General features: G+C 40.6%; 16 protein-coding genes and 3 tRNA genes. 10 read left to right on the top strand and 9 right to left on the bottom strand.

Features of this window, described 5'->3' with window-relative positions; translation table 11 throughout:
• Positions 1 to 26: 26 nt before the first annotated feature.
• The 5 genes from pyrC to QS795_RS06065 form a co-directional block, all read right to left on the bottom strand.
• Entirely contained in the window at positions 27 to 1,076 is a 1,050-nt protein-coding gene (gene pyrC / locus QS795_RS06045; RefSeq protein WP_286269257.1) for a dihydroorotase, read from the bottom strand.
• Positions 1,077 to 1,266: 190 nt separating this feature from the next.
• A tRNA-Asn gene (locus QS795_RS06050) sits at positions 1,267 to 1,342 on the bottom strand.
• Between the two features lie 307 nt (positions 1,343 to 1,649).
• A tRNA-Asn gene (locus QS795_RS06055) sits at positions 1,650 to 1,725 on the bottom strand.
• 326 nt (positions 1,726 to 2,051) lie between these two features.
• Positions 2,052 to 2,127 (bottom strand) — tRNA-Asn (locus QS795_RS06060).
• 136 nt (positions 2,128 to 2,263) lie between these two features.
• A complete protein-coding gene (locus tag QS795_RS06065; RefSeq protein ID WP_286269259.1) occupies positions 2,264 to 2,767 on the bottom strand; it encodes a YlaC family protein in 504 nt (167 codons plus the stop codon).
• A gap of 479 nt (positions 2,768 to 3,246) precedes the next feature.
• Here QS795_RS06065 and cspE point away from each other — a divergent pair, with 479 nt between their 5' ends.
• From cspE to mgtA, 3 genes are all read left to right on the top strand, one after another.
• On the top strand, positions 3,247 to 3,459 hold the full coding sequence (gene cspE, locus QS795_RS06070; protein ID WP_004909801.1) for a transcription antiterminator/RNA stability regulator CspE: 213 nt from the start codon (positions 3,247 to 3,249) through the stop codon (positions 3,457 to 3,459).
• Positions 3,460 to 3,942: 483 nt separating this feature from the next.
• The gene (locus tag QS795_RS06075; RefSeq protein WP_036951537.1) at positions 3,943 to 4,641 is read left to right on the top strand and encodes an MgtC family protein; all 699 of its coding nucleotides are present in this window, start codon (positions 3,943 to 3,945) and stop codon (positions 4,639 to 4,641) included.
• 146 nt (positions 4,642 to 4,787) lie between these two features.
• A complete protein-coding gene (gene mgtA / locus QS795_RS06080) occupies positions 4,788 to 7,490 on the top strand; it encodes a magnesium-translocating P-type ATPase (protein ID WP_286269266.1) in 2,703 nt (900 codons plus the stop codon).
• Between the two features lie 91 nt (positions 7,491 to 7,581).
• Here mgtA and QS795_RS06085 read toward each other — a convergent pair whose 3' ends face one another.
• Positions 7,582 to 7,893 (bottom strand): DUF5339 domain-containing protein, encoded by a 312-nt coding sequence (locus QS795_RS06085; RefSeq protein ID WP_006657479.1) that lies wholly within the window; start codon positions 7,891 to 7,893, stop codon positions 7,582 to 7,584.
• A gap of 1,024 nt (positions 7,894 to 8,917) precedes the next feature.
• Here QS795_RS06085 and fliZ point away from each other — a divergent pair.
• Positions 8,918 to 9,430 carry a flagella biosynthesis regulatory protein FliZ gene (gene fliZ, locus QS795_RS06090; RefSeq protein ID WP_154639126.1) on the top strand — a complete coding sequence of 171 codons (513 nt, stop codon included), beginning with the start codon at positions 8,918 to 8,920 and terminating at the stop codon, positions 9,428 to 9,430.
• 380 nt (positions 9,431 to 9,810) lie between these two features.
• On the opposite strand, the gene putA is transcribed toward fliZ, so the two are convergent.
• Complete coding sequence (putA, locus tag QS795_RS06095) at positions 9,811 to 13,794, bottom strand: trifunctional transcriptional regulator/proline dehydrogenase/L-glutamate gamma-semialdehyde dehydrogenase (protein WP_286269272.1); 3,984 nt, start codon at positions 13,792 to 13,794, stop codon at positions 9,811 to 9,813.
• A 493-nt stretch (positions 13,795 to 14,287) separates the two neighbouring features.
• On the opposite strand from putA, the gene putP reads away from it, so the two are divergent.
• Positions 14,288 to 15,772, top strand: a complete 1,485-nt coding sequence (gene putP / locus QS795_RS06100; RefSeq protein ID WP_211885191.1) for a sodium/proline symporter PutP — start codon at positions 14,288 to 14,290, stop codon at positions 15,770 to 15,772.
• 103 nt (positions 15,773 to 15,875) lie between these two features.
• Here the strand turns inward: putP and cycA are convergent, their stop codons facing one another.
• Positions 15,876 to 17,276: a D-serine/D-alanine/glycine transporter gene (gene cycA / locus QS795_RS06105; RefSeq protein WP_154604186.1), complete on the bottom strand. Its 1,401-nt coding sequence runs from the start codon at positions 17,274 to 17,276 to the stop codon at positions 15,876 to 15,878.
• Between the two features lie 350 nt (positions 17,277 to 17,626).
• A complete protein-coding gene (locus QS795_RS06110) occupies positions 17,627 to 18,058 on the bottom strand; it encodes a type II toxin-antitoxin system HicB family antitoxin (RefSeq protein WP_286269274.1) in 432 nt (143 codons plus the stop codon).
• 1,641 nt (positions 18,059 to 19,699) lie between these two features.
• On the opposite strand from QS795_RS06110, the gene flhD reads away from it, so the two are divergent.
• The 5 genes from flhD (at position 19,700) to cheA (ending at position 24,860) form a co-directional block, all read left to right on the top strand.
• Positions 19,700 to 20,050 carry a flagellar transcriptional regulator FlhD gene (flhD, locus tag QS795_RS06115; RefSeq protein WP_318627057.1) on the top strand — a complete coding sequence of 117 codons (351 nt, stop codon included), beginning with the start codon at positions 19,700 to 19,702 and terminating at the stop codon, positions 20,048 to 20,050.
• Complete coding sequence (flhC, locus tag QS795_RS06120) at positions 20,047 to 20,637, top strand: flagellar transcriptional regulator FlhC (protein ID WP_154604184.1); 591 nt, start codon at positions 20,047 to 20,049, stop codon at positions 20,635 to 20,637. The genes flhD and flhC overlap by 4 nt, the downstream gene beginning before the upstream one ends.
• Positions 20,638 to 20,733: 96 nt before the next feature.
• Complete coding sequence (gene motA, locus QS795_RS06125) at positions 20,734 to 21,621, top strand: flagellar motor stator protein MotA (protein WP_181478378.1); 888 nt, start codon at positions 20,734 to 20,736, stop codon at positions 21,619 to 21,621.
• Positions 21,622 to 21,627: 6 nt separating this feature from the next.
• Entirely contained in the window at positions 21,628 to 22,563 is a 936-nt protein-coding gene (gene motB, locus QS795_RS06130) for a flagellar motor protein MotB (protein ID WP_154604183.1), read from the top strand.
• A 92-nt stretch (positions 22,564 to 22,655) separates the two neighbouring features.
• Positions 22,656 to 24,860: a chemotaxis protein CheA gene (gene cheA / locus QS795_RS06135; protein WP_286269281.1), complete on the top strand. Its 2,205-nt coding sequence runs from the start codon at positions 22,656 to 22,658 to the stop codon at positions 24,858 to 24,860.
• Positions 24,861 to 24,871: the final 11 nt, after the last annotated feature.

Here is a 24,871-nt window from a genome sequence, read left to right on the forward strand (position 1 = left end):
GGATAAAACCTTTCCACATCATAATGTTATTGGCCTACTTTGATAGTCCAACCGCAATCTTCACCTGCTAAGAATGGGATCAATTTATCTTTCCCACAGGCAATAGATTCGCAGGTTATATTCTCAGATTTTGTCAGTGTAATGTGGCCTTCATTGACGGGTAATTCGTAAAATTTAGGTCCATTTAGTGAACAAAATGCTTCGAAATGCGCTAAAGCGCCTAATTCTTCGAATACAGTCGCATAGGCAGCTAGTGCGGTTGGTGAGTTAAATACGCCTGCACAGCCACAGGATGTCTCTTTACGGGATTGAACGTGCGGTGCAGTATCGGTGCCTAAGAAGAAGCGATCACAGCCAGAAGCGACAGCTGCACGTAATGCTTCTTGATGAACATTACGTTTTAAAATCGGCAGGCAATATAGATGCGGTCGTACACCACCAACTAACATATGGTTGCGGTTAAACATCAAATGCTGTGGTGTTAAGGTCGCAGCTGTAAATTCGTTAGCCTCTAACACATATTGCGCGGCTTCTTTGGTTGTGATGTGTTCGAAAACCACTTTTAACTGAGGGAATTGAGCTCGTAATGGCAGCATGACTTGTTCGATAAACAGCGCTTCACGGTCGAAGATATCGATATGGCTGGCGGTCACTTCCCCATGAATGAGTAATGGCATTCCAGCTTGTTCCATGGCAGCAAGAACAGGGTAGATTTTTTTAATGTCAGACACGCCATGGCTAGAGTTTGTTGTGGCATTTGCGGGATACAATTTACAGGCTGTAAATACACCTTCATTGAAACCACGAATTAATTCATCAGCATCCGTTGTGTCAGTTAAATAGCAGGTCATTAGCGGTGTAAATTGGTGCCCAGCAGGTACCGCTTGTTTAATTCGTTCACGGTATGCTCTTGCGGCTTCTACCGTGGTAACAGGGGGTACAAGGTTAGGCATGACAATGGCACGACCAAAAAATTGGCTTGTGAACGGCACGACTGTATTTAACATTTCATTATCGCGAAAATGAACATGCCAATCATCAGGGCGGCGGATCGTTAGGGTAGTTACAGTTGTCATTAAACCGGCTCCAATAAGGGGGGAAGTGATGAGCAGATGCTCAGGCCGGGAAAGAATGATAAAACGAAAACGATTAAATAGCTATGATCAAGGACAATTAATATAGAAATTATTTTTCTGTGGCTTTTTTTAACATGTTGGAAAATAAAGGAATTAGAACAGAATAAAACAGAGAAAGGAAAGATTAAGTTGGCTCCTCCAGCTGGACTCGAACCAGCGACATACGGATTAACAGTCCGCCGTTCTACCGACTGAACTATGGAGGAACTCCCTTAACACGCAGAGGATATTAGCGTTCTGAATCGCTAATGTCAAAGGGGAAAATGATAAAATAAGTTCGTTTGCCTGTTATCTGCGCGAATCGATAAAATTTTGATCTGACTGATAAGATGTAAAAGGAATAAAGCCAAAAATAGCTTAAAAAAGAGTCGGTTAAAGAATGTGATATAAGATCATAGCGTGATTGTTATGTGTGAAAATTATTTTTGATGAGGAATTAATAGGAAGGATAAAAATGGCAGGATTAGAAAGCAAGAAGCCCGCTAGGATTAACCTGAGCGGGCTTCTTAAATTTGGCTCCTCCAGCTGGACTTGAACCAGCGACATACGGATTAACAGTCCGCCGTTCTACCGACTGAACTATGGAGGAATTGGTTGTTCCTGAGAACGAGGCGCATATTACCCACCGCGTACTCAGTTGTAAAGCATAAAATTAAAAAAAATGTTCAACAGGCTGTTAAATAAACAAGTTGGTGATTATTTATACCTAATCAATAGAGTTTCAGGGATTTACCCGTTGTTTTAAGCAGAACTGCTAAGATGTGAATAGCGAGCAAGCAATAGGGATTATTCTATTAATGAATAGGACAGGAATAAATAAAAGTGGCTGGGAATAGGGTGAGTGTGCATGAAATGGTTAAAGGGACTAGAAAGCAAAAAGCCCGCAAGAATTAATCTTAGCGGGCTTTTTAAATTTGGCTCCTCCAGCTGGACTTGAACCAGCGACATACGGATTAACAGTCCGCCGTTCTACCGACTGAACTATGGAGGAATTGGGTTGTTCCTGAGAACGAGGCGAATATTAACGATATCACCTCGGCCTGTCAACGATAAAAATAGAAAATAAATCTAATTGCTCACTCACTACTCATTACGAATAAAAACTACGCTATATTATTGATAATGTTTTAATTTTGAGCAGCTAAAGTAACTTGTGTTGGCAAAGAAACCTCTGGGTATGCAATATGGTAAATATCGTAAAAGGAAATATTACCCTTTAATGCTAATAAACGAGAAATTTCTTGCTTGATACCTGAGCTGACTTCTTGAGATTCAAGAACTTTATTTAAAGCATCTTCAGATACGACTTCAGTGACAAACCATTCGCCGTTATAGCAAACGCGCAAATCAAGCACGCCAATGTCTTCAAAATGGTAAACAGGCTTAATGTCAAACAACAGAACGCTAGCAAGTATAATGAATAAGAGGGTTATACCGAGCGTCCAATAAGGGCCAAAGTAGGGTGCGTACCATAAGATCACGGCAAGCGGTAAATAGGCTGCAATCATGCCAATACATAAATAAGGATGATTGGCGAGAAATTGGCTATTAAAGTAAGGTTTGCCATCACGTTGCTCACGCTGATTAATGGCATCTAAATCATCTATAAGTATTTGTTTGATAATATCCATGGTAAGTGACTCTCTGTCAGATATCTATACTAGGAGGGTATCACGGAGGGAATGAATTGTTATATATCAGTTAAAAAAAATATTTAACTGGATTGTCATCATCTGGGATTAATCCTGTCGACTTTTGAGGCTTGAAGAGGGTTTTATTTAAAAAAATCTTTAAAATATCAATAAAATGCAGTTTTTTTGTTAACATAATCCCGCCTAAAAGTGACGAAATCGAAAAAACATCAATATTTTCGGGATTGAATGTATAAAATAGTTGCTATTATCTCAAAGTCATGAGTTAATGTGCATCGGCCTGTTTAGCAGTCCTATTTGATGTATGATTACTGAGTTAGTGTGTTCTAAAGAAAAAAGTTATCACAGATAGCCTTTTACCGTGACGCTTCATCTTGGTGTTTCCCTGATTAAATAGCTGACTCTGGCCCATATATGCCAAAAGGCAAGTTTTTTTGATGTTATATAGGAAAAGTCAAATGTCCGACAAAATGAAAGGTCAAGTTAAGTGGTTCAACGAGTCTAAAGGCTTCGGTTTCATCACTCCAGCTGATGGTAGCAAAGACGTTTTCGTCCACTTCTCTGCCATTCAGGGCAATGGTTTCAAAACTCTGGCAGAAGGCCAGCAAGTTGAATTCACCATTGAAAACGGTGCAAAAGGCCCAGCAGCTGCTAACGTAACTGCTATCTAAGCTAATTGCTTAACTGATTTTCTAAAGCCCGTCCTTTTTAAGGACGGGCTTTTTCATTTCTGAAAATTAAAAAATATAGTGTAAAAATAATTAACATTTAAATCTTTACTTAATAATTAGCCGCATCTATACTCAGCTCACATTAACCTATTGGAGATAAATTACTTGGACAGTCAGAGTTGTAATAAAAACTTAATTTAATTGGCAAGTAATTAATAATCTCTTCTATTAACTGCTTGCCACTACGGCGGGCGGTGTCTGATGTTTCCATCACTCATACTCCCTGATTTATATAAGAATTTTTCATTTTTTGAATGAAATAATCACTGTTGCAGTGAGTGTGTATCATGCAAGTTTATATTTATTCTCTATTCCCTCCGGGCAATAGCCATTAATTACTGAATATTTATTTATTCAGCAATTTGGCATGGGCTTTTTATTCTGCTCATTAATTGTTATCCATTATTTGATGGAGGGATCATTATGTTTTTCACACCGGATATATTAAATCTTTTATCTGCAATGTGCCTTGGTGCATTAATTGGCGCAGAGCGTCAATGGCGCCAAAGAATGGCTGGATTGCGTACGAATGCATTAGTTGCGACGGGAGCTGCCGTATTTATTTTGAGTTCAGTGACGACTTCACCAGATAGCCCTGGCCGAATTGCTGCACAAATTGTGTCAGGGATTGGCTTCTTAGGTGCTGGAGTGATCATGCGTGAAGGCATGAATATTCGAGGTCTGAATACTGCCGCAACACTATGGTGTTCAGCAGGGATTGGTGTGTTATGCGGGTTAGGGCAATACTCACTAGCCACAATAGCTACATTATTGATTTTATGTGCAAACATTCTATTGCGAGAAGCTGCAGCAAAAATTAATCGCCAGCCGCAACAGCAGGCATTAGATGTTGAACAACGCTATAAAATACGGGTGATGTGTCACCAAGGTGATGAAATCCTTGTTAGAACGTTGATTTTACAAGCCATTAATGGGCTGCATATTCGCTTACAGTCATTGAGTAGCGCAGATACATTGAAACCAGAACAGCTGGAGGTGTGTGCAGAGTTTCTTGCCACTCCAGTAGAGCAAAAAGAGATAGAAGCATTGGTTTGCCGGATTAGTCTTGAGCAAAGTGTCAGTGCTATCAATTGGAAAGTGGCATCGGAGCTACCCGCTTGATTGCTAAAAATTAACTGATTAAAGGAGCCGAAATGGACGAGCACCCCCCGTCTTGGAGATATAAACAGGAGCTATCTGGCTAAAATACAATATTTTCAGTCAGATAGCGTTTAAAAAGTACAACTGTACTCTATAGAGATAACGTTATGACTGAAATAAGGCATCAGCGCAAAGGCGCAAAAGCCCCTGCACGCCAAAAATTCATTGTTGGCGAACAAGCGAGTAAAAACATTGAGCAGGTTCTCAATGAATATCAAACTAACCTTTTGGGCTTATCTGAGAATGAAGCTCTCGACCGCCTAGTGGTAGAAGGTGAAAATGAAGTTGCTCATGAAAAAGCGCCTCCTGCTTGGAAGCAATTACTCACTTCTTTTAAAAATCCATTTATTTTTGTTTTGATGATCCTCGCGATTGTGAGTTTCTTTACTGACTATGTGATCCCAGAGCGTCAAGGTGAAGAGACTGATTTAACGGGCGTTATCATCATTGTCACGATGGTTGTATTAAGCGGATTGCTACGTTTTTGGCAAGAATATCGAACCAATAAAGCGGCAGAAGCCTTGAAATCCTTGGTTAGAACCACGGCTACTGTATTCCGCCGCGATGATAGAACCGGACGTTCTATTCGTAAGGAAGTACCGATCAAATGCTTAGTACCAGGGGATATCGTTTTATTATCGGCAGGGGATATGGTTCCCGCGGATTTAAAACTAGTGGAATCTCGAGATCTATTTATCAGCCAAGCCATTTTAACGGGGGAATCTATCCCAGTTGAAAAATATGACACTCTCGCAAATGTGTCCGCAAAAAGCTTGGAGCCCGCATCACCGACAGAAAATGAATTACTTGAAATTTCCAATATTTGTTTGATGGGTACCAATGTGACGAGCGGGACGGCGAGGGGCATTGTGGTTGCAACGGGAAGCAAAACGTACCTAGGTTCGCTGGCCAAATCGATTGTTGGAACTCGAGCTCAAACTGCTTTTGATCGCGGTGTGAATAGTGTGAGTTGGTTACTGATCCGCTTTATGCTGGTAATGGTGCCGATTGTCTTATTAATCAATGGATTCACTAAAGGCGATTGGTTTGAGGCAACACTATTTTCATTGGCAGTTGCTGTAGGGTTAACCCCTGAAATGTTACCGATGATTGTGAGCTCGAACCTTGCAAAAGGGGCGATAGCCATGTCTAAGCATAAGGTTATCGTTAAACGGCTCAATGCGATTCAGAACTTTGGTGCGATGGATGTACTCTGTACGGATAAAACAGGAACGCTAACGCAAGATCGCATCATTTTAGAGCATTATCTCGACAGTAATGGGCAAAAAGATAGTCGAATTTTGCAATTGGCGTGGTTGAATAGTTTCCATCAAAGTGGTGCCAAAAACATGATGGATCAGGCAATTATTCGACGTGGCCGTGGCAATGATAAGGTCGAGCAGTTGAAGGCTTATCAAAAAATTGATGAACTACCGTTTGATTTTATTCGCCGAAAATTATCGGTCACAGTAAAAACCCCTGAAGGTGATGCTTTATTGATCTGTAAAGGGGCAGCGGAAGAGATGTTGGCTGTTTGTCATAGTTATCAGCATGATGGACATACCACCTTATTAGATGATCAAGCTAAAGCTAGGATTGAGGAGCTGGTCAGTGACTATAATAAACAGGGTTTCCGGGTATTATTGCTGGCAACGCGTTCATTAAATGATGCAGAAGCTTTGTTACCGTTATCAGCTCAGGCAGAGCAACAGCTTGAGTTACAAGGTATTCTTACATTTTTAGACCCTGCAAAAGAGAGTGCAATTTCGGCTATTGCTGCACTAAGAGAAAATGGTGTGATGGTCAAAGTTCTTACTGGCGATAATGCCGTGATCACTGAAAAAATTTGCGATGATGTAGGTTTGAATATTGATGAGATTATGACGGGTCTTGAAGTCGAGGCGATGAATGATGAGGAGCTGAAAACAAAAGTTGAACAAGTTTCCGTTTTCTGCAAATTAACCCCACTGCAAAAATCTCGGATCCTAAAATTACTACAAGCAAATGGGCATACGGTTGGTTTTCTGGGGGATGGGATCAATGATGCGCCGGCTTTACGGGATGCGGATGTCGGTATATCCGTGGATACAGGCACCGATATTGCGAAAGAATCTGCGGATATTATTCTGCTAGAAAAAGATTTAATGGTATTAGAACAAGGCGTTATCAAAGGAAGAGAAACGTTTGGGAATATTATTAAGTATTTAAATATGACCGCAAGCTCTAACTTTGGAAATGTGTTTTCCGTTCTGATTGCGAGTGCATTTATTCCGTTCTTACCGATGTTAGCTATTCATTTACTAGTTCAAAACCTGCTGTACGATATGTCCCAACTCGCATTACCGTGGGACAAAATGGACAAAGAGTTTTTAAAACGTCCACGTAAATGGGATGCGAAAAATATTGGGCGCTTTATGATTTGGATTGGTCCAACATCGTCCATTTTTGACATCACGACATTCGCCTTAATGTGGTATGTGTTCCAAGCTAATAGTATCGCCCATGAAGCGCTATTCCAATCCGGTTGGTTTGTTGAGGGATTACTGTCGCAAACCTTGGTTGTTCATATGTTACGGACACAAAAAATCCCATTCATTCAAAGTACGGCTGCGTTACCCGTGTTACTGACAACAGGGATCATTATGGCTCTTGGGCTTTATATTCCGTTCTCATCATTTGGTACGATGATTGGCTTGCAGCCTTTGCCAATGGAATATTTCCCTTGGTTAGTACTGACATTAGTGAGTTATTGCTTTGTCGCGCAAGGTATGAAGCACATCTATATTAAACGCTTTGGAACGTGGTTATAACCTGATTGGGTTACGTGACTTGAGCGGAATCTATCGCTTGAAGTTAAATAAAAAAGAGCCATATAGGCTCTTTTTTACAGAATAGGAAGGCTTATTGCAGACCTAAAGCTGTTTTCATTTGTTTCATCGCATCAATGCCTTGCTGGCAAGCTTGATCTTGTTGGTCTTTAGGTAAAGCAGCAACTTGTTTTTTACCTTCTTCTAACTGACCTTTCATCGCATCTAATTGAGCTTTGGCTTGTGGGTTCTCAGAAGCTTTAGCAATTAAGCTATCAACTTCAGCGAAGTAAGCATTACAGGTTTCAGTTGCACCAGCAACTTGACCTTTTTTCTCTTCTTCTGAGCACGCAGTGATTGTTAATGCCAATAAACCCAGTCCACAAGCTAAAATCATCTTTTTCATAATCAACCTTATTAAAATTATTTATATATAAAGCAAATTAAGTATATAAGAGGATCTTCTTTTATCAATGTAACAAATCCTAAAAAGGGAATTGATAATCAATTCAAATGATTAATCTCTACTATGAAAATTTATGCTTTATAAATGACTTTTGTAGTGATAATTATCTATCATATTTTTTGTTAGCCTATTATGACGAATGAAAAATAAAGATAGATTATTATTAATTAGTATAAATACGTAATTGACACTGAGTTCACATATTCATGAAATAAGAATAACAGCATAAAGTATCAAGTGAGTGGCAAACCGTTTTGTAAAAAATACGTTAAGTAAAAGTAACTAAATATTGTCTGTAATAAGAGAAAATTAAACTCCTTATAACTTTTCTAATGATATTAATAACTTTTTTTCATATGCAGTAAAAATAATTAAAATTGAGAATTGGTGTAAAAAATAATTTACATTATACGTATAAAACTAGATTATCGAATATTTATAGAATTAATGGCTGTACATTTAAAATGCGATTATAGAAGTGAAAGGTGAGCTGTATCACAAATTTATTAATAAAATGCTTTTCACTATATAATATTGATTTTTAAATTAAATTTCCTTTGAACCATTAGGGGGTTATCAGGTAAAGTCTCTGCCTCCAAGGGGGGCTCCCTTTCGAATCTTGGTTTTTTAAGTGATAAAACTTTGCTATTTAGGTTAACAACGATTAGGTTCGTTAGGTTGACGCTAGGTCAAATTTACGTGCAAAATTACTCTCATAAGAAATTCGCCAAAGTGTTTTAGACAGGTTAGAATGCTTCGGACAAAGGGAAATAAATTTTCTTACATTACATTCCCAGAAGGATCCACCTTACAAAGGGAAAGTAAGAAAATGAGATAAGGCAATTACGCTTATCTCGATATGCAACATAGCAGACAATCATTAATGCTATGGGCATGGTATGTATGTAACCGGATTTATCTTGTTACTTTTTATTTTTATAATTACACACAGGGCTTTACCATTATGTCTGCTTCTATTGTAAAGAAACGGCCGTTAAGTCGTTATATTAAAGATTTTAAACACAGCCAAACTCATTGTGCACACTGTAATAAAACTCTTGATCGTATCTCCCTCGTTTTCAACGATGGTATCTTGAATAAAGAAGCTATCGCTGACATGACCGATTTGGTTGATGAAGCGGCTTGGGGCGAACTTCAAGGGCAATTTACAGCACTTTGTCGTTTTTGTAGTGAAATTTTCTGTAATAGCAATACAGACTATTTCGATATTATGTCTTTTAAACAGTATTTGTTCTTACAGACAGAAATGAGTCATAGCACCGTCCGTGAGTACGTTGTTCGTCTGCGCCGCTTAGATGAACTGCTGTCATCCTCTAACTTTTCAATGAAAGACTTTACCGCAAGTAAAGTTCAAGAACAGTTGAGTGATAGAATGACTGATTCAGCATTTAGCAACTACAATATTGCACTACGTAAATATGAGCAGTATTTAAGCTGGCAGTCAGAAAAAAACTAATAATATTTTAAGTTAATAAAAATAGTTAGTTATACGATTATTTTTAATACTAAAATAGGCAAATAGGTGTCCAATAGGGCACCTTTTTTTATTTTTGAGTAATAGTCAGTATAAATGATATAAATTGAACAGATTTAGAGTTAAATTGCATCAGTTGTTATAGCTAATGCTTAATATATAATAATAAAAATTAATGGGAACTATTTAATTGAATTTATAGATAAATAAGGATGACAAAAAACAAAAAAGGCAGTGAATATTTGGACTTAATGAAAAAGGAATAGAATATTATGAATGTAGTTCAAGAGTTTATAGTGAGGGGAGAGCCTGAGTTAATCAACCTATATTATACTGGGCTGAAAAACTCAGGCTTTTGCATATTATCCGATAGTCATTAAGCTTGCATTACCACCCGCTGCGGCAGTATTCACACTTAAAGAACGTTCATGCACTAAGCGTTCAATGAGCAAGTTAGTTTCACCACGCTCAAAGCCTTGGACTGAAATAATCGGCCCTTTGCGTTTGGCAACAGCTTCACAAACGTGTTTTAGTTGATCGCAATCTCCGTGATAAATCACACCTTCAATTGGCTCCACGGTGTTTTGCCAATCTTTGGTGAATGATATAGTTTTGCGGACTTTTTCTGGCAGTGATTTAAATAGCTTCTGATGCAGTTCACTATTTTCCCACAGTGTTTGGCAACCACTTGCGAGCACGGCAGATAGCTGGATTAAACAATCTTGTTCATTATCACTAAGGCATAAAATAGTGCCGCGTGGGCGCAAGGTATAGGTGTTCTTTTCACCTGTTGGTCCCGGTAATAAACGCGTAGTACCGGCTTGCGTTAAACGTGCAAATTGTTCAATCACGGCTTGTTCAACATCAATATTCTGTTTTTGTACCCATGCAGAGAAAGCTTCAAATGGAGCGAGTAACTCAGCGCGAGCACTTGCATCCATTGGTAAATGGCTATCTTGCTGCTCCAGTGTTTGGCAAACAGCATTCTCAGGACGCTCGCTTAATAAACGGTAGAGATAAAGCGGCCCACCGGCTTTAGGTCCGGTACCTGAAAGTCCTTCACCACCAAATGGCTGTACTCCGACAACAGCACCGACCATATTGCGGTTAACATATAAGTTGCCCACTTTCGCTTTAGCAATTACTTGATTGATGGTTTCATCAATGCGGGTGTGAACACCTAATGTTAATCCGTAACCAGCCGCGTTAATTTGGTCAACTAATTGGTCTAATTCATCACGTTTGAAGCGAACAACATGCAGAACCGGTCCGAAAATTTCTTTTTTCAACTCACCAATACTATCTAACTCAATCAGAGTTGGCTTAACGTAGGTTCCTTCGGCTTGTTCTTGCTGATCTTGGCTGTCTGCAAAGACGGCTTGGAAAACGTTTTTGCCTTTACTGCGCATTTGTTGAATGTGCTGGTCAATATTCTCTTTGGCTTCACTATCAATGACAGGACCAATATCGGTGGAGATGTGTTCAGGATTCCCCATCCGGCACTCTTCCATTGCACCTTTCAACATGCGAATTGTTCGGTCAGCGACATCTTCTTGAACACAAAGAATACGCAATGCGGAGCAGCGTTGACCAGCACTGTCGAATGCAGAGGCGACGACATCGGTGACAACTTGCTCAGTGAGTGCTGAAGAATCAACAATCATCGCATTTAATCCACCAGTTTCTGCAATCAGAGGCGTTGGGCGACCTTGAGCATCTAAGCGACCCGCAATATTACGCTGCAATAAGCCCGCTACTTCGGTTGAACCAGTGAACATCACGCCACGAACGCGCTGATCGCCAACCAATTTTGCTCCGATAGTTTCACCTTTACCCGGTAAAAATTGCAGAACATCACGCGGAATGCCCGCTTGGTGCATAATGGATACCGCGATAGCACCAATTAATGGTGTTTGTTCCGCAGGTTTAGCTAGCACAGTGTTACCTGCGGCTAATGCCGCTGCGATTTGTCCAGAGAAAATGGCTAATGGGAAGTTCCATGGGCTGATACAAACAACAGGGCCAAGAGGGCGGTGGGTGTTATTATCAAAATCTTCACGGACTTGGGTAGCGTAATAGTTTAAAAAATCAACCGCTTCACGCACTTCAGCAATCGCATTGGCGTAAGTTTTTCCAGCTTCACGCACCAGCACATCCAATAATGTCTGCAACTGTTGCTCCATAATATCGGCAGCACGTAACAGGATAGCTGCACGTTCAGATGGTGGTGTTGCAAACCAAATCGCACCTGCATCAGTGGCGATATTCAGCGCATGTTCAGCTTCTTGTTCGCTGGCTTCACGCACTTTACCCACGATATCGCGATGGCAGGCTGGGTTGATAATTGCGACGGCTTCAGGTAGCGCTTGTTGTGCCACAAATTCGCCACCCAATAGTGGCTCTGCGATTTTCTCTTGCGCCGCGGCATTGAGTAATGCGCTCGAGAGTGATGCTAAGCGGTGTTCGTTAGATAAATCTAAGCCCATTGAGTTAACACGGCGAGTTCCATACAGCTCACGCGGTAATGGAATTTTAGGGTGTGGTAAGCCAATTTGCCCTTCAGTTTTAGATAGTTCACGAACGTCTTGAACCGGATCAGCAACCAACTCATCTAATGGGATCGTGGCATCCGCAATTCGGTTAACAAACGAAGTGTTTGCCCCGTTCTCTAAGAGGCGGCGAACTAAGTAAGCTAATAATGTTTCGTGGGTACCGACTGGGGCATAAATGCGACATGGTCGGTTGAGTTTACCGTCTGCCACTTTACCAACGACTTGTTCATATAATGGTTCACCCATGCCATGTAGGCATTGGAATTCATATTGACCAGGGTAGTAGTTTTTACCTGCAATTTGGTAGATAGCCGATAATGTATGTGCGTTATGCGTCGCAAATTGTGGGTAAATTAAGTTAGGTACGGACAGTAATTTACGCGCGCAAGCAATATAAGAAACGTCGGTATACACTTTGCGGGTATAAACTGGATAACCTTCTAGGCCGTCAATTTGCGCACGTTTAATTTCGCTATCCCAATAAGCGCCTTTTACAAGACGGATCATCAGGCGGCGTTGGCTGCGTTCGGCTAAATTGATAATTGAGTCGATAACAAATGGGCAGCGTTTTTGGTAAGCCTGAATGACAAAACCAATACCGTTCCAGCCTGCTAATTTCGGTTCAAAACACAATTTTTCGAGTAAATCTAACGAAATTTCTAAGCGGTCAGCTTCTTCAGCATCAATGTTGATGCCAACATCGTATTGGTGAGCTTGCAAGACTAAAGAGAGTAAGCGCGGATACAGTTCTTCCATCACGCGCTCGTATTGCGCGCGACTATAGCGCGGATGCAGGGCGGATAATTTTATGGAAATACCCGGCCCTTCATAGATCCCGCGTCCATTCGAGGCTTTACCAATTGCGTGGATTGCTTGTTGGTAAGAGACCATATAATCTTGGGCATCTTTCTCGGTTAATGCGGCTTCACCCAGCATATCGTAGGAGTAGCGGAAACCTTTATCTTCTAATTTACGTGCGTTGGCAAGGGCTTGGGCGATGGTTTCGCCGGTGACAAATTGTTCACCCATCAAACGCATTGCCATATCCACGCCTTTGCGTACCAGCGGCTCACCACTTTTGCTGATAATGCGATTTAGCGAGGAGGATAGTTTTGCTTCATTGTGGGTAGAGACTAATTTACCCGTAAATAAAAGCCCCCATGTTGCCGCGTTCACAAACATTGAGCTGCTTTGACCAACATGGGATTGCCAGTTACCTGTACTGATTTTGTCTCGGATCAGTGCATCGCGAGTAGCTTTATCGGGGATACGTAATAGTGCTTCGGCAAGGCACATTAATGCCACGCCTTCTTGAGAAGACAGGGAAAATTCTTGTAATAACCCTTGGACTAAGCCAGAGCGACCAACCCCATTTTTTTGATTACGTAATTTTTCCGCAATGGAGTAAGCCAATTTATGAGCCGCATCAGCTTGCTCAGGAGGCAGCTCTGCTTGTTGTAAAAGCATTGGTACAGCTTGAGTTTCAGGAATGCGGTACGCCGATGTAATTGCAGAGCGTTTCACCGATTGGGGCAAAATATGCTCAGCGAACTCAAGGAATGGCTGATAAAGGGTCTCAGGAGACGAAATTTCATCACCAGAATGCTGATCTTTTGTATCCAAAACCGTTGATAATTCAGGTATAATTTGGTTGTTATCGAGTTGCTCTAAATAATTATATATAGCTTGTTTAATAAGCCAATGGGATGTGCGATCAAGACGTTGAGCGGCGGCTTTAATGCGGTCACGAGTTTCTTCATCAAGTCTCACACCCATAGTTGTTGTGCTACTCATCTTAATTCCTTCCTTTTCACAGGTGTTAAATACCAAAAGTTACACACCATTATGATGATGTTGCAACTTTGTGCAACATTGTTAATGTGTCATGTGAAGAAAATGTGAAACAACTCTTATTTTTATGAGTAATTTATGAGGCTCATTGATTGAGTTTTTATAATTTACTTATAAATCAATGTGTTGATTTTTATTTAGGGATGATGGCAAGTTAAACGCTTAATTAAGAATTTGACTTAAAAGTTTAACATTTGTGATGTGTCTTTTATTTATTGAACAAAAAATAGTTAATTTCTTGTTAAAAGCATCTGAGTCTGTCTAGCATGATGTGGCAAAGTTATTGAGTTATTGCAACACAAACAATCACAACATAGATAAGGTGTGCATCAAAAAATGCAAAATTGTGCAATTAAGTGCAACACCTTGAGATTAAAAGTTATCAAAGAAAATTATAAAGATAACGACAAAATAGACGCACTATGGAGACGACAGGATGACTGTAAGCACTCCGATGATCATTATGTTCATCGTATATATCACGGGTATGTTATTGATCGGCTATTTAGCCTATCGCTCAACGAAAAACTTTGATGATTACATTTTAGGGGGACGAAGTTTAGGTAGTGTGGTAACCGCATTATCTGCAGGGGCTTCAGATATGAGTGGCTGGTTATTGATGGGGTTACCAGGCGCTATTTTCCTCGCTGGGATTTCTGAAAGCTGGATTGCAATTGGTTTATGTTTAGGGGCTTATTTAAACTGGTTGTTTGTTGCAGGGCGTTTACGTGTACAAACTGAAAAAAATAATAATGCCTTAACGCTGCCAGACTATTTCACAAGTCGTTTTGAAGATAATAGTAAGATTTTACGTATTATTTCTGCGGTTGTTATTTTAGTTTTCTTTACTATCTATTGTGCATCTGGGGTTGTCGCAGGGGGCTTGCTGTTTGAAAGCACCTTTAATATAAGTTACGACAAAGCTCTGTGGTTAGGAGCACTGGCGACCATTGCTTATACTTTCTTAGGTGGTTTCTTAGCGGTAAGCTGGACAGATACTGTTCAAGCATCGTTGATGATTTTTGCCCTGATCTTAACGCCAATTGTCGTGATTTTATCCCTCGGCGGGTTAGATACCTCGATTGAAGTGATTAAAGCGAAAAACCCTGAATATCTTGATATGTTTAAGGGCATGAACTTTGTTGCCATCCTGTCATTGCTAGGCTGGGGACTGGGTTATTTTGGTCAACCTCATATTCTGGCGCGTTTTATGGCGGCAGATTCACATCGTACGATCCGTTCAGCACGCCGTATCAGTATGACATGGATGGCTCTTTGCTTAGGTGGAACGATTGCCGTTGGTTTCTTTGGTATCGCTTATTTTGAAAACAACCCTGCATTAGCAGGCTCTGTGATGAAAAATAACGAGCGTATTTTCATGGAATTAGCCGGATTACTGTTTAACCCATGGATTGCAGGTATCTTATTGTCTGCGATTTTGGCGGCGGTAATGAGTACATTAAGTTGCCAATTATTAGTGTGTGCCAGCGCATTAACCGAAGACTTATATAAGCCATTCTTCCGTAAATCAGCTAGCCAGAAAGAGCTAGTGTGGGTAGGGCGAGGAATGGTGCTGTTAGTGGCGGCGATCGCAATCTATATTGCCCAAGACCCAAATAACAAAGTCTTAGGATTGGTGAGTAACGCGTGGGCAGGTTTTGGTGCCGCGTTTGGTCCAGTCGTTTTACTCTCTGTTATGTGGAAACGTATGACACGTACTGGGGCATTAGCAGGGATGATTGTCGGTGCGGTAACGGTATTAGTTTGGATGAAATTCAAATGGTTAGGTTTATATGAAATCATTCCAGGCTTTATCTTTGCGACCATCGCTATCATAGTTATCAGCTTGATAACTAAGGCGCCAAGTGCAGCAGCACAAGCCCGCTTTGATGAAGCAGAAGCTGAATACAATACAAAATAATTGATAGATTTTATAGATAGGTCTAGTTATAGATAGTAAAAAGGCTGAAAGGGAAACCTTCCAGCCTTTTGTTTTGTTTGTTAATTGCGTATCCGTCAAATAATTAACGCGGTTTGCGGCGTTTGACGACTTGGTAGCCAATAAACAGAATAACAAACCACAGTGGCGTCGCAATTAAAGCTTGTCGGGTGTCATGTTGGAACGCGAGTAATACAACCATAAAAGCAAAGAAGGCAAGACTGACCCATGACATAAAAATACCCCAAGGCATCTTATAGCGAGATGCGGCATGTTTTTCTGGGCGATTCTTACGGAAATTCAGGTAGCTTAATAAAATCATACTCCAGATAAACATGAACAAAATCGCAGACACGGTTGTGACTAAGGTGAATGCATGCATGATATCGGGAATAAAGTAGATCAAAACAATACCGAAACTTAGGCAGATACAGGTGAAAATTAAGCCTGTTGCAGGTACCGCTTTTTTCGATAACTGACTAAATTGTTTCGGCGCATCTCCCTCTTTAGATAACCCAAACAGCATACGGCTGGTGGAGAAAACACCACTGTTTGCCGATGAAGCCGCAGAGGTAAGTACCACAAAGTTCACGATACTGGCAGCTGCAGGCAGGCTGATTAGCACGAACATTTCCACAAAAGGACTTTTGTCCGCCAAAATGGTGCGCCAAGGGGTAACGGCCATAATCACAATCAGGGATAATACATAGAAAGCAATGATCCTAATCGGGATTGCATTAATGGCTTTTGGTAGGGATTTTTCAGGATCACGAGTTTCTGCTGCTGCGGTTCCCACTAATTCAATTCCCACAAAGGCGAAAATCGCAATTTGGAATCCAGCAAAGAACCCACTGAGTCCCATTGGGAACATACCACCATCGTTCCAAATATTACTTAAAGAGGCCGTGTGTCCGGTCGGTGATTGGAAATTCATCGCAATCAACGTACCGCCGACGGCAATTAGCGTGACAATAGCGACAATTTTGATCATCGCGAACCAGAACTCCAGTTCACCAAACAGTCGAACAGAAACTAAGTTAAGCGTCAGTAGCGTGGCAACACAGATAAATGAAGTCACCCATTCCGGGAAATTAGGTACCCAGAAACTGACATACGAGGTGATCGCGATAATATCGGCTATTCCCGTGATCACCCAGCAAAACCAGTAAGTCCATCCCACAAAGAACCCTGCCCATGGACCGATTAAATCCGCAGAAAAATCACTGAACGATTTATAGTCTAGGTTGGAAAGCAGTAATTCCCCCATGGCTCGCATGACAAAAAACAGCACAAAGCCGATGATCATGTAGACAAAGATAATAGAGGGACCTGCAAGGGAGATGGTCTTTCCTGATCCCATAAATAGCCCTGTACCAATGGCTCCACCAATGGCAATTAACTGAATATGACGGTTACTGAGGCTACGTTTTAGTTGATTTCGGTCAGAAGATGGCCGAGAGGTGGTTGTCGTTGCATTTTCTTCCATATTGTTATTTATCCGATAGTCATTGTGATATTAGCCCACACTATTTTTTTTAGTTTGTGGCTGTGTTTGCTTGAAATATTGTGACATAAATCTCAATTAGAGTAAGAGAAAATTTACAAATGGCTGAGAGACCGCTGGTTTAACCAACGGATCTACCTAGGTCATTAACACTATTAACGAAAAATTAACCTAAAATTAAAAATAGCAGAATAAGTTGAAATGAACCAAATGCTTCATTCTAAATAATGACAGTTGTGGTGTGGGAAATGCATAAAGGTGATGTAGCTCATTTTTTAACTGAAAATATCTCGGTTTTTCTTATTTTTAACAGTTATCTTTATTGGCTATTTCTAAATGATAGGGCTAACTGTCACTTTCACATCATATCCCACGACAAATAAGGCTTGTTCTAAGGCTTCAATTTTTGAAGCGTATTGAAGGTCTAGTAGCCGTTCTATTTGTTGGGCACTGATATTGAGTGTTCGAGCAAGTTTGCTGCGCGAGGTTTGAGTTTCAAGAATGGCATTGTGCAGTGCGATTTTTAAGCAGCTCAATACAGGCAAATGAATAACAAACGCATCAGCGACTGAATTTTGGGGAAGAGGAATAGGGTTTCTTGATGTGATCAGCTCAGAAAGCGTGGCTAGCAATGTTTCTTGAGCTTCTAATTCGACATCTTCTGCGCAATAAGTCACACCTTGAATATCGGGGAAGTCACAAAAATTAATTTCGTATACACCTTCATCTTCGATAAATTCAACCGTTGCTAAATAATTAAACATAGTAAACCTCAAAAATTAGTTTCTTCATAAGATAAATAGTACAAAACGTCACAGAATAAACAATGAGTAGCATGTTAATAAAATGAAAAACGGATAGTGATAGTTTGTAGATTGAACATTTTTTACCACCTACAAGTCTGATTGGTTAAAGAATAGATGCGTTTCATAATGAAACAGTCATGTAAACCCATTACCTCTTTGTGAGCCAAGTCTCAGTTTTAACAATATTTTATTCACCTCTTGTCCCAGTATTAATATGCCAATTTTACCCTTTTAGTCATCATATAATTTTTTAAATAAAACATATGAGAACGCATATGCATCCTAATTCGAATAAGCAGTTATACGTAATTTTGTCATTGTGGTTAAGTAATTTGTTAAAATAAAAGTATATAGTAACGTTTCGGTATCATCATTTTGAGTTACTAACTAGTAAATAAACAGCGATATGTACGCGGGGATAATAAGTTAAATTACTTATTTACATAAGTCATATTTTCGATGCAAGGCAGTCGTATTTACACATATATGTAGTGAACTTGGATGACCATCTTATTGTTTATAAATTCGCTAGCAGAATGGTGCTTAGTTTTTTTATTTTTTCCTTTTATCAATAACTCAGTGCGCTAACTAATGCTGTGGCTTGAATTTTTTATACAAAAAACAATAGCGAAATAGGTTAATCAAATGTTTGAAAAGTTAATTTAATTAAAATGAGTTTGTCATACAAAAATAACAATCTTGCTTATTAATATGGCAATACTCGATGAGAATTCATGACAATTTTATCTGAAATCTTTAATGGTATTGCCTGTGTATAAAATGGGTTTAATTAGAATTTTTAATGTTAATGTTAATGTTATTGTCATTGGTTAATAATAAGACAGTTAAATTTAATTAATATAAAATTACTGTGGAATAATAATATGTATGACAAATTTAACTTTAATCTAGTCGAGAAAAAATTGAATTAATTTGATTAAGATTTGTGGTTTTGATTAAACACATTGAAAAATAATGTTTAATTTTTATTCCTAAGTTACCGATATTACTAAGCCTTTAAACAAATTGCATTTTTGCGGGAGTAAGAAAGATTGATTTAGATCAATATGTAGGTTCTTTCGTTATGCTTGGTGTTTATCGCTTATAAATTCCCTCATATGGGTGAGTTTTTTACTTAAAATGCTAGTATTTGACTTAGGAAAAATCTAAATGTTGCGAATATTTGAGATAAGTAGGATTAAGATATAGTTGTAATAAAGAATTGCTAATATATAGATGGATAATTATCCCGATAGACCAAAAAGAAACATAAGTGTCTTGAATAGTTAATTTAGTGGTGCATAATAATTAACGGCTAATAATGAAATCGGTATATTCTGAGATTTACAGGAAATGCTAACTTTTTAGCCACTCGTTATTGTTGTAGGTAATCAGGAAATATATTTAATTTAAGTTTGAACCTGTGTGTTTATATACTCCAAACTGGGTATTTCAATGGACCTCATGGGATAGTAATGGACTACACTATCCAGCTTTAATTATTTTCATATTTAAAACTTTGGTTAACACATTCGGCTCAAATTGATATTTGTTCTTTCTGCATGCAGATGTTAATAATTATTCGAAAGGTATAAAAAAATGAGCTCTACCACTGATTTTCTGAAGCATATATACGATATTAATCTTTCATATTTGCTTTTAGCTCAAAAGCTTATCTCCCAGGAAAAAGCCACTGCCATGTTCCGTCTCGGAATTTCCGATTCGATGGCGAACACTTTAGCAGAACTTTCTTTACCTCAATTGGTTAAATTAGCGGAAACAAACCAGCTAATCTGTCAATTTAGATTTGAAAACAGCGACACGATTGAGAAGCTTACCCGAGATTCTCGAGTTGATGAATTGCAGCAAATTCATACGGGTATCCTCCTTTCGACCCGACTATTGCAAACGCATAATGAGTCCGATTCAGATATAGCGAGAAAAAGATGAGTAGCGTAGCTGAAAAAAGTATCGTCAAGGAAGCTAATGATATTCGTTTGGCAATGGAATTGATTTCGCTTGGGGCTCGCCTGCAGATGTTGGAAAGCGAAACTCAAATTAGTCGTGGACGCTTAGTGCGTTTATACAAAGAACTCAGAGGTTGCCCACCACCAAAAGGGATGCTCCCTTTTTCAACCGATTGGTTTATGACATGGGAACAAAATATTCACTCATCCATGTTCTATAACGCCTATCAATTTTTACTGCAAACCGGTCAATGCGAAGGGGTTGATGCTATTCTCAAAGCCTATCGACTCTACCTAGAACAGTGCTCACCTAATGCTGGAGACGAGCCAATTTTGGCATTGACCCGAGCGTGGACATTAGTTCGTTTTGTGGAAAGTGGCATGTTGCAAAGCTCCGATTGCAATTGCTGTAGTGGTTCATTTATCACCTATGCTCACATTCCTGAAAATAGCTTTACGTGCAGCTTGTGCCAGCCTCCATCACGAGCAATAAAAAAACGTAAACTTTCCGAGCATCTCGCCGATATTACGGAATATCGACAAGATGGCATTACCAAAGCGGTAATGTAATTGGATTAATTTGGTTTACAGGCAATTTCATTGCCTGTCCTTCCTCATATTCCCTTTGACTGCCATCTGTTAACCAACGGAGTGAAAGGGAATACTGTGTTAATACTCATCGGATATATCATTGTTACAGCTGCCGTTATCGGTGGCTATGTCATGGTCGGTGGTCATCTTGGCGCGCTGTACCAACCAGCTGAATTTGTCATTATTTTGGGGGCTGGTTTAGGCGCATTTGTTGTGGGTAACAGTGGTAAAGCCATCGTTGCATTATGCAAAGTATTACCAAGACTCTTCCGTCGCTCTTCTTACAACAAAGCCATGTCAATGGACTTAATGGCTTTGTTATTTCAGCTTTTGAATAAATCTCGCCAACAAGGCCTACTTGCACTCGAAAAAGATATTGAAAACCCGCAAGAGAGTGAGATTTTCTCCCAGTATCCTCGCATTATCAAAGATCAAACTGCCATGATGTTTATCGTGGATTATTTACGCTTAATGGTGACAAGCAACTTACAAGCCCATGAAATCGAAGCATTAATGGATGAAGAGCTAGAAACATTCCGTCAAGAAAATGAAGTGCCAGCATCCGGTTTGAACATGGTGGGTGAATCCATGCCTGCGTTTGGGATCGTGGCGGCCGTTCTGGGAGTGGTAAATGCACTTGCAGCTGCAGACCGACCAGCGGGTGAATTGGGCGCCTTGATTGCACATGCAATGGTAGGAACTTTCCTCGGTATTTTAGTGGCTTATGGTTTTATTTTACCACTGGCTAGTTTGATTCGTCAGCGCAGTAGCGAACAATTAAAAATGATGGAGTGCATTAAAGTTACTTTCCTCTCTTCGTTGCAAGGGTATGCGCCTCAAATTGCGGTTGAGTTTGGTCGTAAAGTCTTATTTAGCGTTGATAGACCATCATTCCTTGAGCTGGAAGATAAAGTCCGCGAAGTCAAAGTCGGTAATCGCGCAACAGAAACCACTGAGGAGTAATCGCTAATGGCAGCCAATGGCCCTCAAATTATTCGTGTTAAGAAAAAAGGCGGTCATCAGCAGCACGCCCACGGCGGTGCATGGAAAATCGCATACGCTGATTTTATGACTGCGATGATGGCATTCTTTCTGGTTATGTGGCTGATCTCCATCTCCAGTCCTCAAGAATTAACCAAGATAGCGGAGTATTTTCGTACTCCGCTCAGTACTGCCATCAACCCAGGAACGAAAAGCGGAGATGCCACTAACCCCATTCCCGGCGGTGGAAAAGATCCGATTTTTCGTGATGGCGACGTGATGCCAGAGCCAAATAACATCATTTCCGGTGATGCAAATTATCGCTTTGAAAAATTAAAAGAAAATCTTGAGCAAGCGATTTTACAAGACCCGCGTTTGAATGAATTAAAACCCCATTTGTTGATTGACATGATCAACGATGGTTTACGAATTCAAATCGTAGATAGCGCCAATCGCCCTATGTTTAAAGTAGGTTCTGCCACCGTTGAACCTTACATGCGCGATATTCTGCGCGCGATTGCACCACTACTCAATGATGTTCCGAATCGCATTAGTATTTCTGGACATACGGATGATTTGCCGTATGCCAGCGAAGCCTATTACAGCAACTGGGAACTCTCATCCGATAGAGCCAACGCTTCTCGCCGTGAGCTGATCATGGGGGGAATGGATGAGCGCAAAGTTTTACGCGTAGTGGGGATGGCTTCATCCATCCATCTAGACAAAGAAAACGGCTTAGCACCCGTCAACCGGCGGATCAGCATCATCGTATTGAATGAAGATGAAACAAATCAAATTTTACATGAATACGATGGCGCAACACCGATTAACGATGTGCTGAAAAAAGGCCCACAAGATGTGCCAATACCGGCAAACAGTGATGTCGTAACTGTGAAGGTGACAAAGTCACCCGATAAACAGTGATGACAAAAACCATAATCACCCGAATCTCACTACTGCCGGATTTATCCGGCAGTCAGTGTTAAGTGAAACTTAAGCGAAATTGGATAAAAAGCATGGATATTACCGAGTTTTATCAAACATTTTTCGATGAAGCCGATGAGTTGCTTAGGGATATGGAACAGCATTTGCTTGAGCTTGATCCTATTGACCCAGATAGCGAGCAGCTCAATGCCATATTCCGTAGTGCCCACTCAATTAAAGGTGGGGCGGCAACCTTTGGTTTCACTCATCTGCAAAATACCACACATACCTTAGAAAACTTGCTCGATAAGGCACGTCACGATGAGCTGACATTAACGCCAGATATTATTGACGTTTTCTTAGATGCAAAAGATGTGATGGTGTCCCAATTGGATGCCTATAAAAATGACTCATTACCGGATGATGAGACATTCAAACGCATTTGTGATGTGCTCAAAAGTATTGAACATGATGTCAGCGAGATCGGCCCGGAAGAGGTTGCCGCGATTGTTAACGCGAGTACCAAAGAGACTGACGATGCTGTGGATGACAATGTTGTAGATGACGATGCTGCGACGGATGAGCCTTCCTCAGAAACCGCGATGCAAACTCATGCCGCATTGACAAATAACGAATTCTCTCACTATTTCATCATTACGTTGAACGGTCTGAAATCAACGGAAGTGGATGTATTAGCAGATGAATTAGGCTTATTCGGTAGCTTATTTGGCTCTGAAAAAAGTGATTCCAGCTTAAAAGCGTGGCTAGGAACCAATACGGATATCGACGATATCTGTGGTGTGCTGTGTTTCGTCGTGGATGAGTCTCAAATCCAGCATAGCGAAATCAGTTTTGAAGAGTGCCAGCGTGCAACACAAGGTAGTAACCAGAAAAGTAAAGTTGCTGCAACTCTCGAAGAACTGGAAGCAACGGTGGAAGAGTTGGCGGCAATGGTTGAAACACCAACCGAGCCAGTTGAATTGCCTAAAGTGGCGGTTGCGGCACCGACACCTGTTACAGCGCCAACGCCATCATCTGCATCGTCATCCGCTGCCGCTAAAAAAGCAGCTGCAGCGAAGCCCAAAGGGGATTCAAGCAGTATCCGTGTTGCCGTTGAAAAAGTTGACCAATTGATCAACTTAGTGGGCGAACTGGTGATCATCCAGTCAATGCTAACTCAGCATAGCCAACAAGTTGACCAAAACGAATATGCAGATTTACTCAGTTCTATCGTTCAATTAGAGCGTAACTCACGGGCTCTACAAGAGTCAGTCATGTCTATTCGTATGATGCCGATGGATTATGTCTTCAGTCGCTTCCCACGTATGGTGCGCGATATTGCCTCTAAACTGGGTAAGAAAATCGAACTGAAAGTGGAAGGTAGCTCAACTGAATTAGACAAGAGCCTTATCGAACGCATCGTCGATCCACTCAATCACCTTGTCCGTAACAGTCTCGATCATGGTATTGAAAAACCAGAAGTTCGTTTGGCAAATGGTAAGCCTGAAGCGGGAACATTGACGCTGTCTGCGGCGCATCAAAGCGGCAATATCTGCATCGAAGTACGCGATGATGGAGCCGGGCTAAACCGCGAACGAATTCTGGCTAAAGCTCGCTCTCAAGGCATGAATGTTCACGATGGCATGACCAATGACGAAGTTGCGATGTTGATTATGGCACCGGGCTTCTCAACCGCCGAAGTCGTGACTGATGTATCAGGCCGAGGTGTCGGAATGGACGTGGTTAAACGAAACATTCAAGACATGGGCGGACGCATTCAAATCGGTTTCACGGAAGGTAAAGGCACCATTATTCGCATTTTGCTGCCATTAACCTTAGCCATTCTTGATGGGATGTCAGTCAAAGTCTCTGACGATGTATTTATCGTTCCACTTAGCGCGATTATTAGCACATTACAGCCACGGCCAGAGGATATCTATCGCCTTGCAGGTGAAGAAAAAATGCTGCTCGTTCGCGGTGAATATTTACCACTGGTCGAATTGCATCACGTCTTTTCTATCGAAAACGCCGAACCAAATCTCGCCAATAGTATTGCGCTGATCATCCAAAATGCAGGGCATCGCTTTGCTTTATTGGTTGACAAGCTGGTGGGGCAGCAGCAGGTCGTGGTGAAAAACATCGAAAGTAATTATCGCAAAATTCCGGGAATTTCGGCTGCCACCATCATGGGCGATGGTTCTGTTTCGCTGATTTTAGACGTCGCAGAATTGCAGAGAATGAACAACAACATTTTGATTAATAAGAAACAGCCTGTTTCTCAACCAGTAATGCACTAAATAGAGGTTAT

Origin of the sequence: Providencia zhijiangensis, from assembly GCF_030315915.2 — a bacterium.
In the GTDB taxonomy this organism is placed as follows: domain Bacteria; phylum Pseudomonadota; class Gammaproteobacteria; order Enterobacterales; family Enterobacteriaceae; genus Providencia; species Providencia zhijiangensis.

Bases quoted from the DNA above. Each gene is read 5' to 3' on its own strand.
- pyrC (WP_286269257.1), bottom strand. From the start codon at position 1,076: ATGACAACTGTAACTACCCTAACGATCCGCCGCCCTGATGATTGGCAT.
- QS795_RS06065 (WP_286269259.1), bottom strand. From the start codon at position 2,767: ATGGATATTATCAAACAAATACTTATAGATGATTTAGATGCCATTAAT.
- cspE (WP_004909801.1), top strand. From the start codon at position 3,247: ATGTCCGACAAAATGAAAGGTCAAGTTAAGTGGTTCAACGAGTCTAAA.
- QS795_RS06075 (WP_036951537.1), top strand. From the start codon at position 3,943: ATGTTTTTCACACCGGATATATTAAATCTTTTATCTGCAATGTGCCTT.
- mgtA (WP_286269266.1), top strand. From the start codon at position 4,788: ATGACTGAAATAAGGCATCAGCGCAAAGGCGCAAAAGCCCCTGCACGC.
- QS795_RS06085 (WP_006657479.1), bottom strand. From the start codon at position 7,893: ATGAAAAAGATGATTTTAGCTTGTGGACTGGGTTTATTGGCATTAACA.
- fliZ (WP_154639126.1), top strand. From the start codon at position 8,918: ATGTCTGCTTCTATTGTAAAGAAACGGCCGTTAAGTCGTTATATTAAA.
- putA (WP_286269272.1), bottom strand. From the start codon at position 13,794: ATGAGTAGCACAACAACTATGGGTGTGAGACTTGATGAAGAAACTCGT.
- putP (WP_211885191.1), top strand. From the start codon at position 14,288: ATGACTGTAAGCACTCCGATGATCATTATGTTCATCGTATATATCACG.
- cycA (WP_154604186.1), bottom strand. From the start codon at position 17,276: ATGGAAGAAAATGCAACGACAACCACCTCTCGGCCATCTTCTGACCGA.
- QS795_RS06110 (WP_286269274.1), bottom strand. From the start codon at position 18,058: ATGTTTAATTATTTAGCAACGGTTGAATTTATCGAAGATGAAGGTGTA.
- flhD (WP_318627057.1), top strand. From the start codon at position 19,700: ATGAGCTCTACCACTGATTTTCTGAAGCATATATACGATATTAATCTT.
- flhC (WP_154604184.1), top strand. From the start codon at position 20,047: ATGAGTAGCGTAGCTGAAAAAAGTATCGTCAAGGAAGCTAATGATATT.
- motB (WP_154604183.1), top strand. From the start codon at position 21,628: ATGGCAGCCAATGGCCCTCAAATTATTCGTGTTAAGAAAAAAGGCGGT.
- cheA (WP_286269281.1), top strand. From the start codon at position 22,656: ATGGATATTACCGAGTTTTATCAAACATTTTTCGATGAAGCCGATGAG.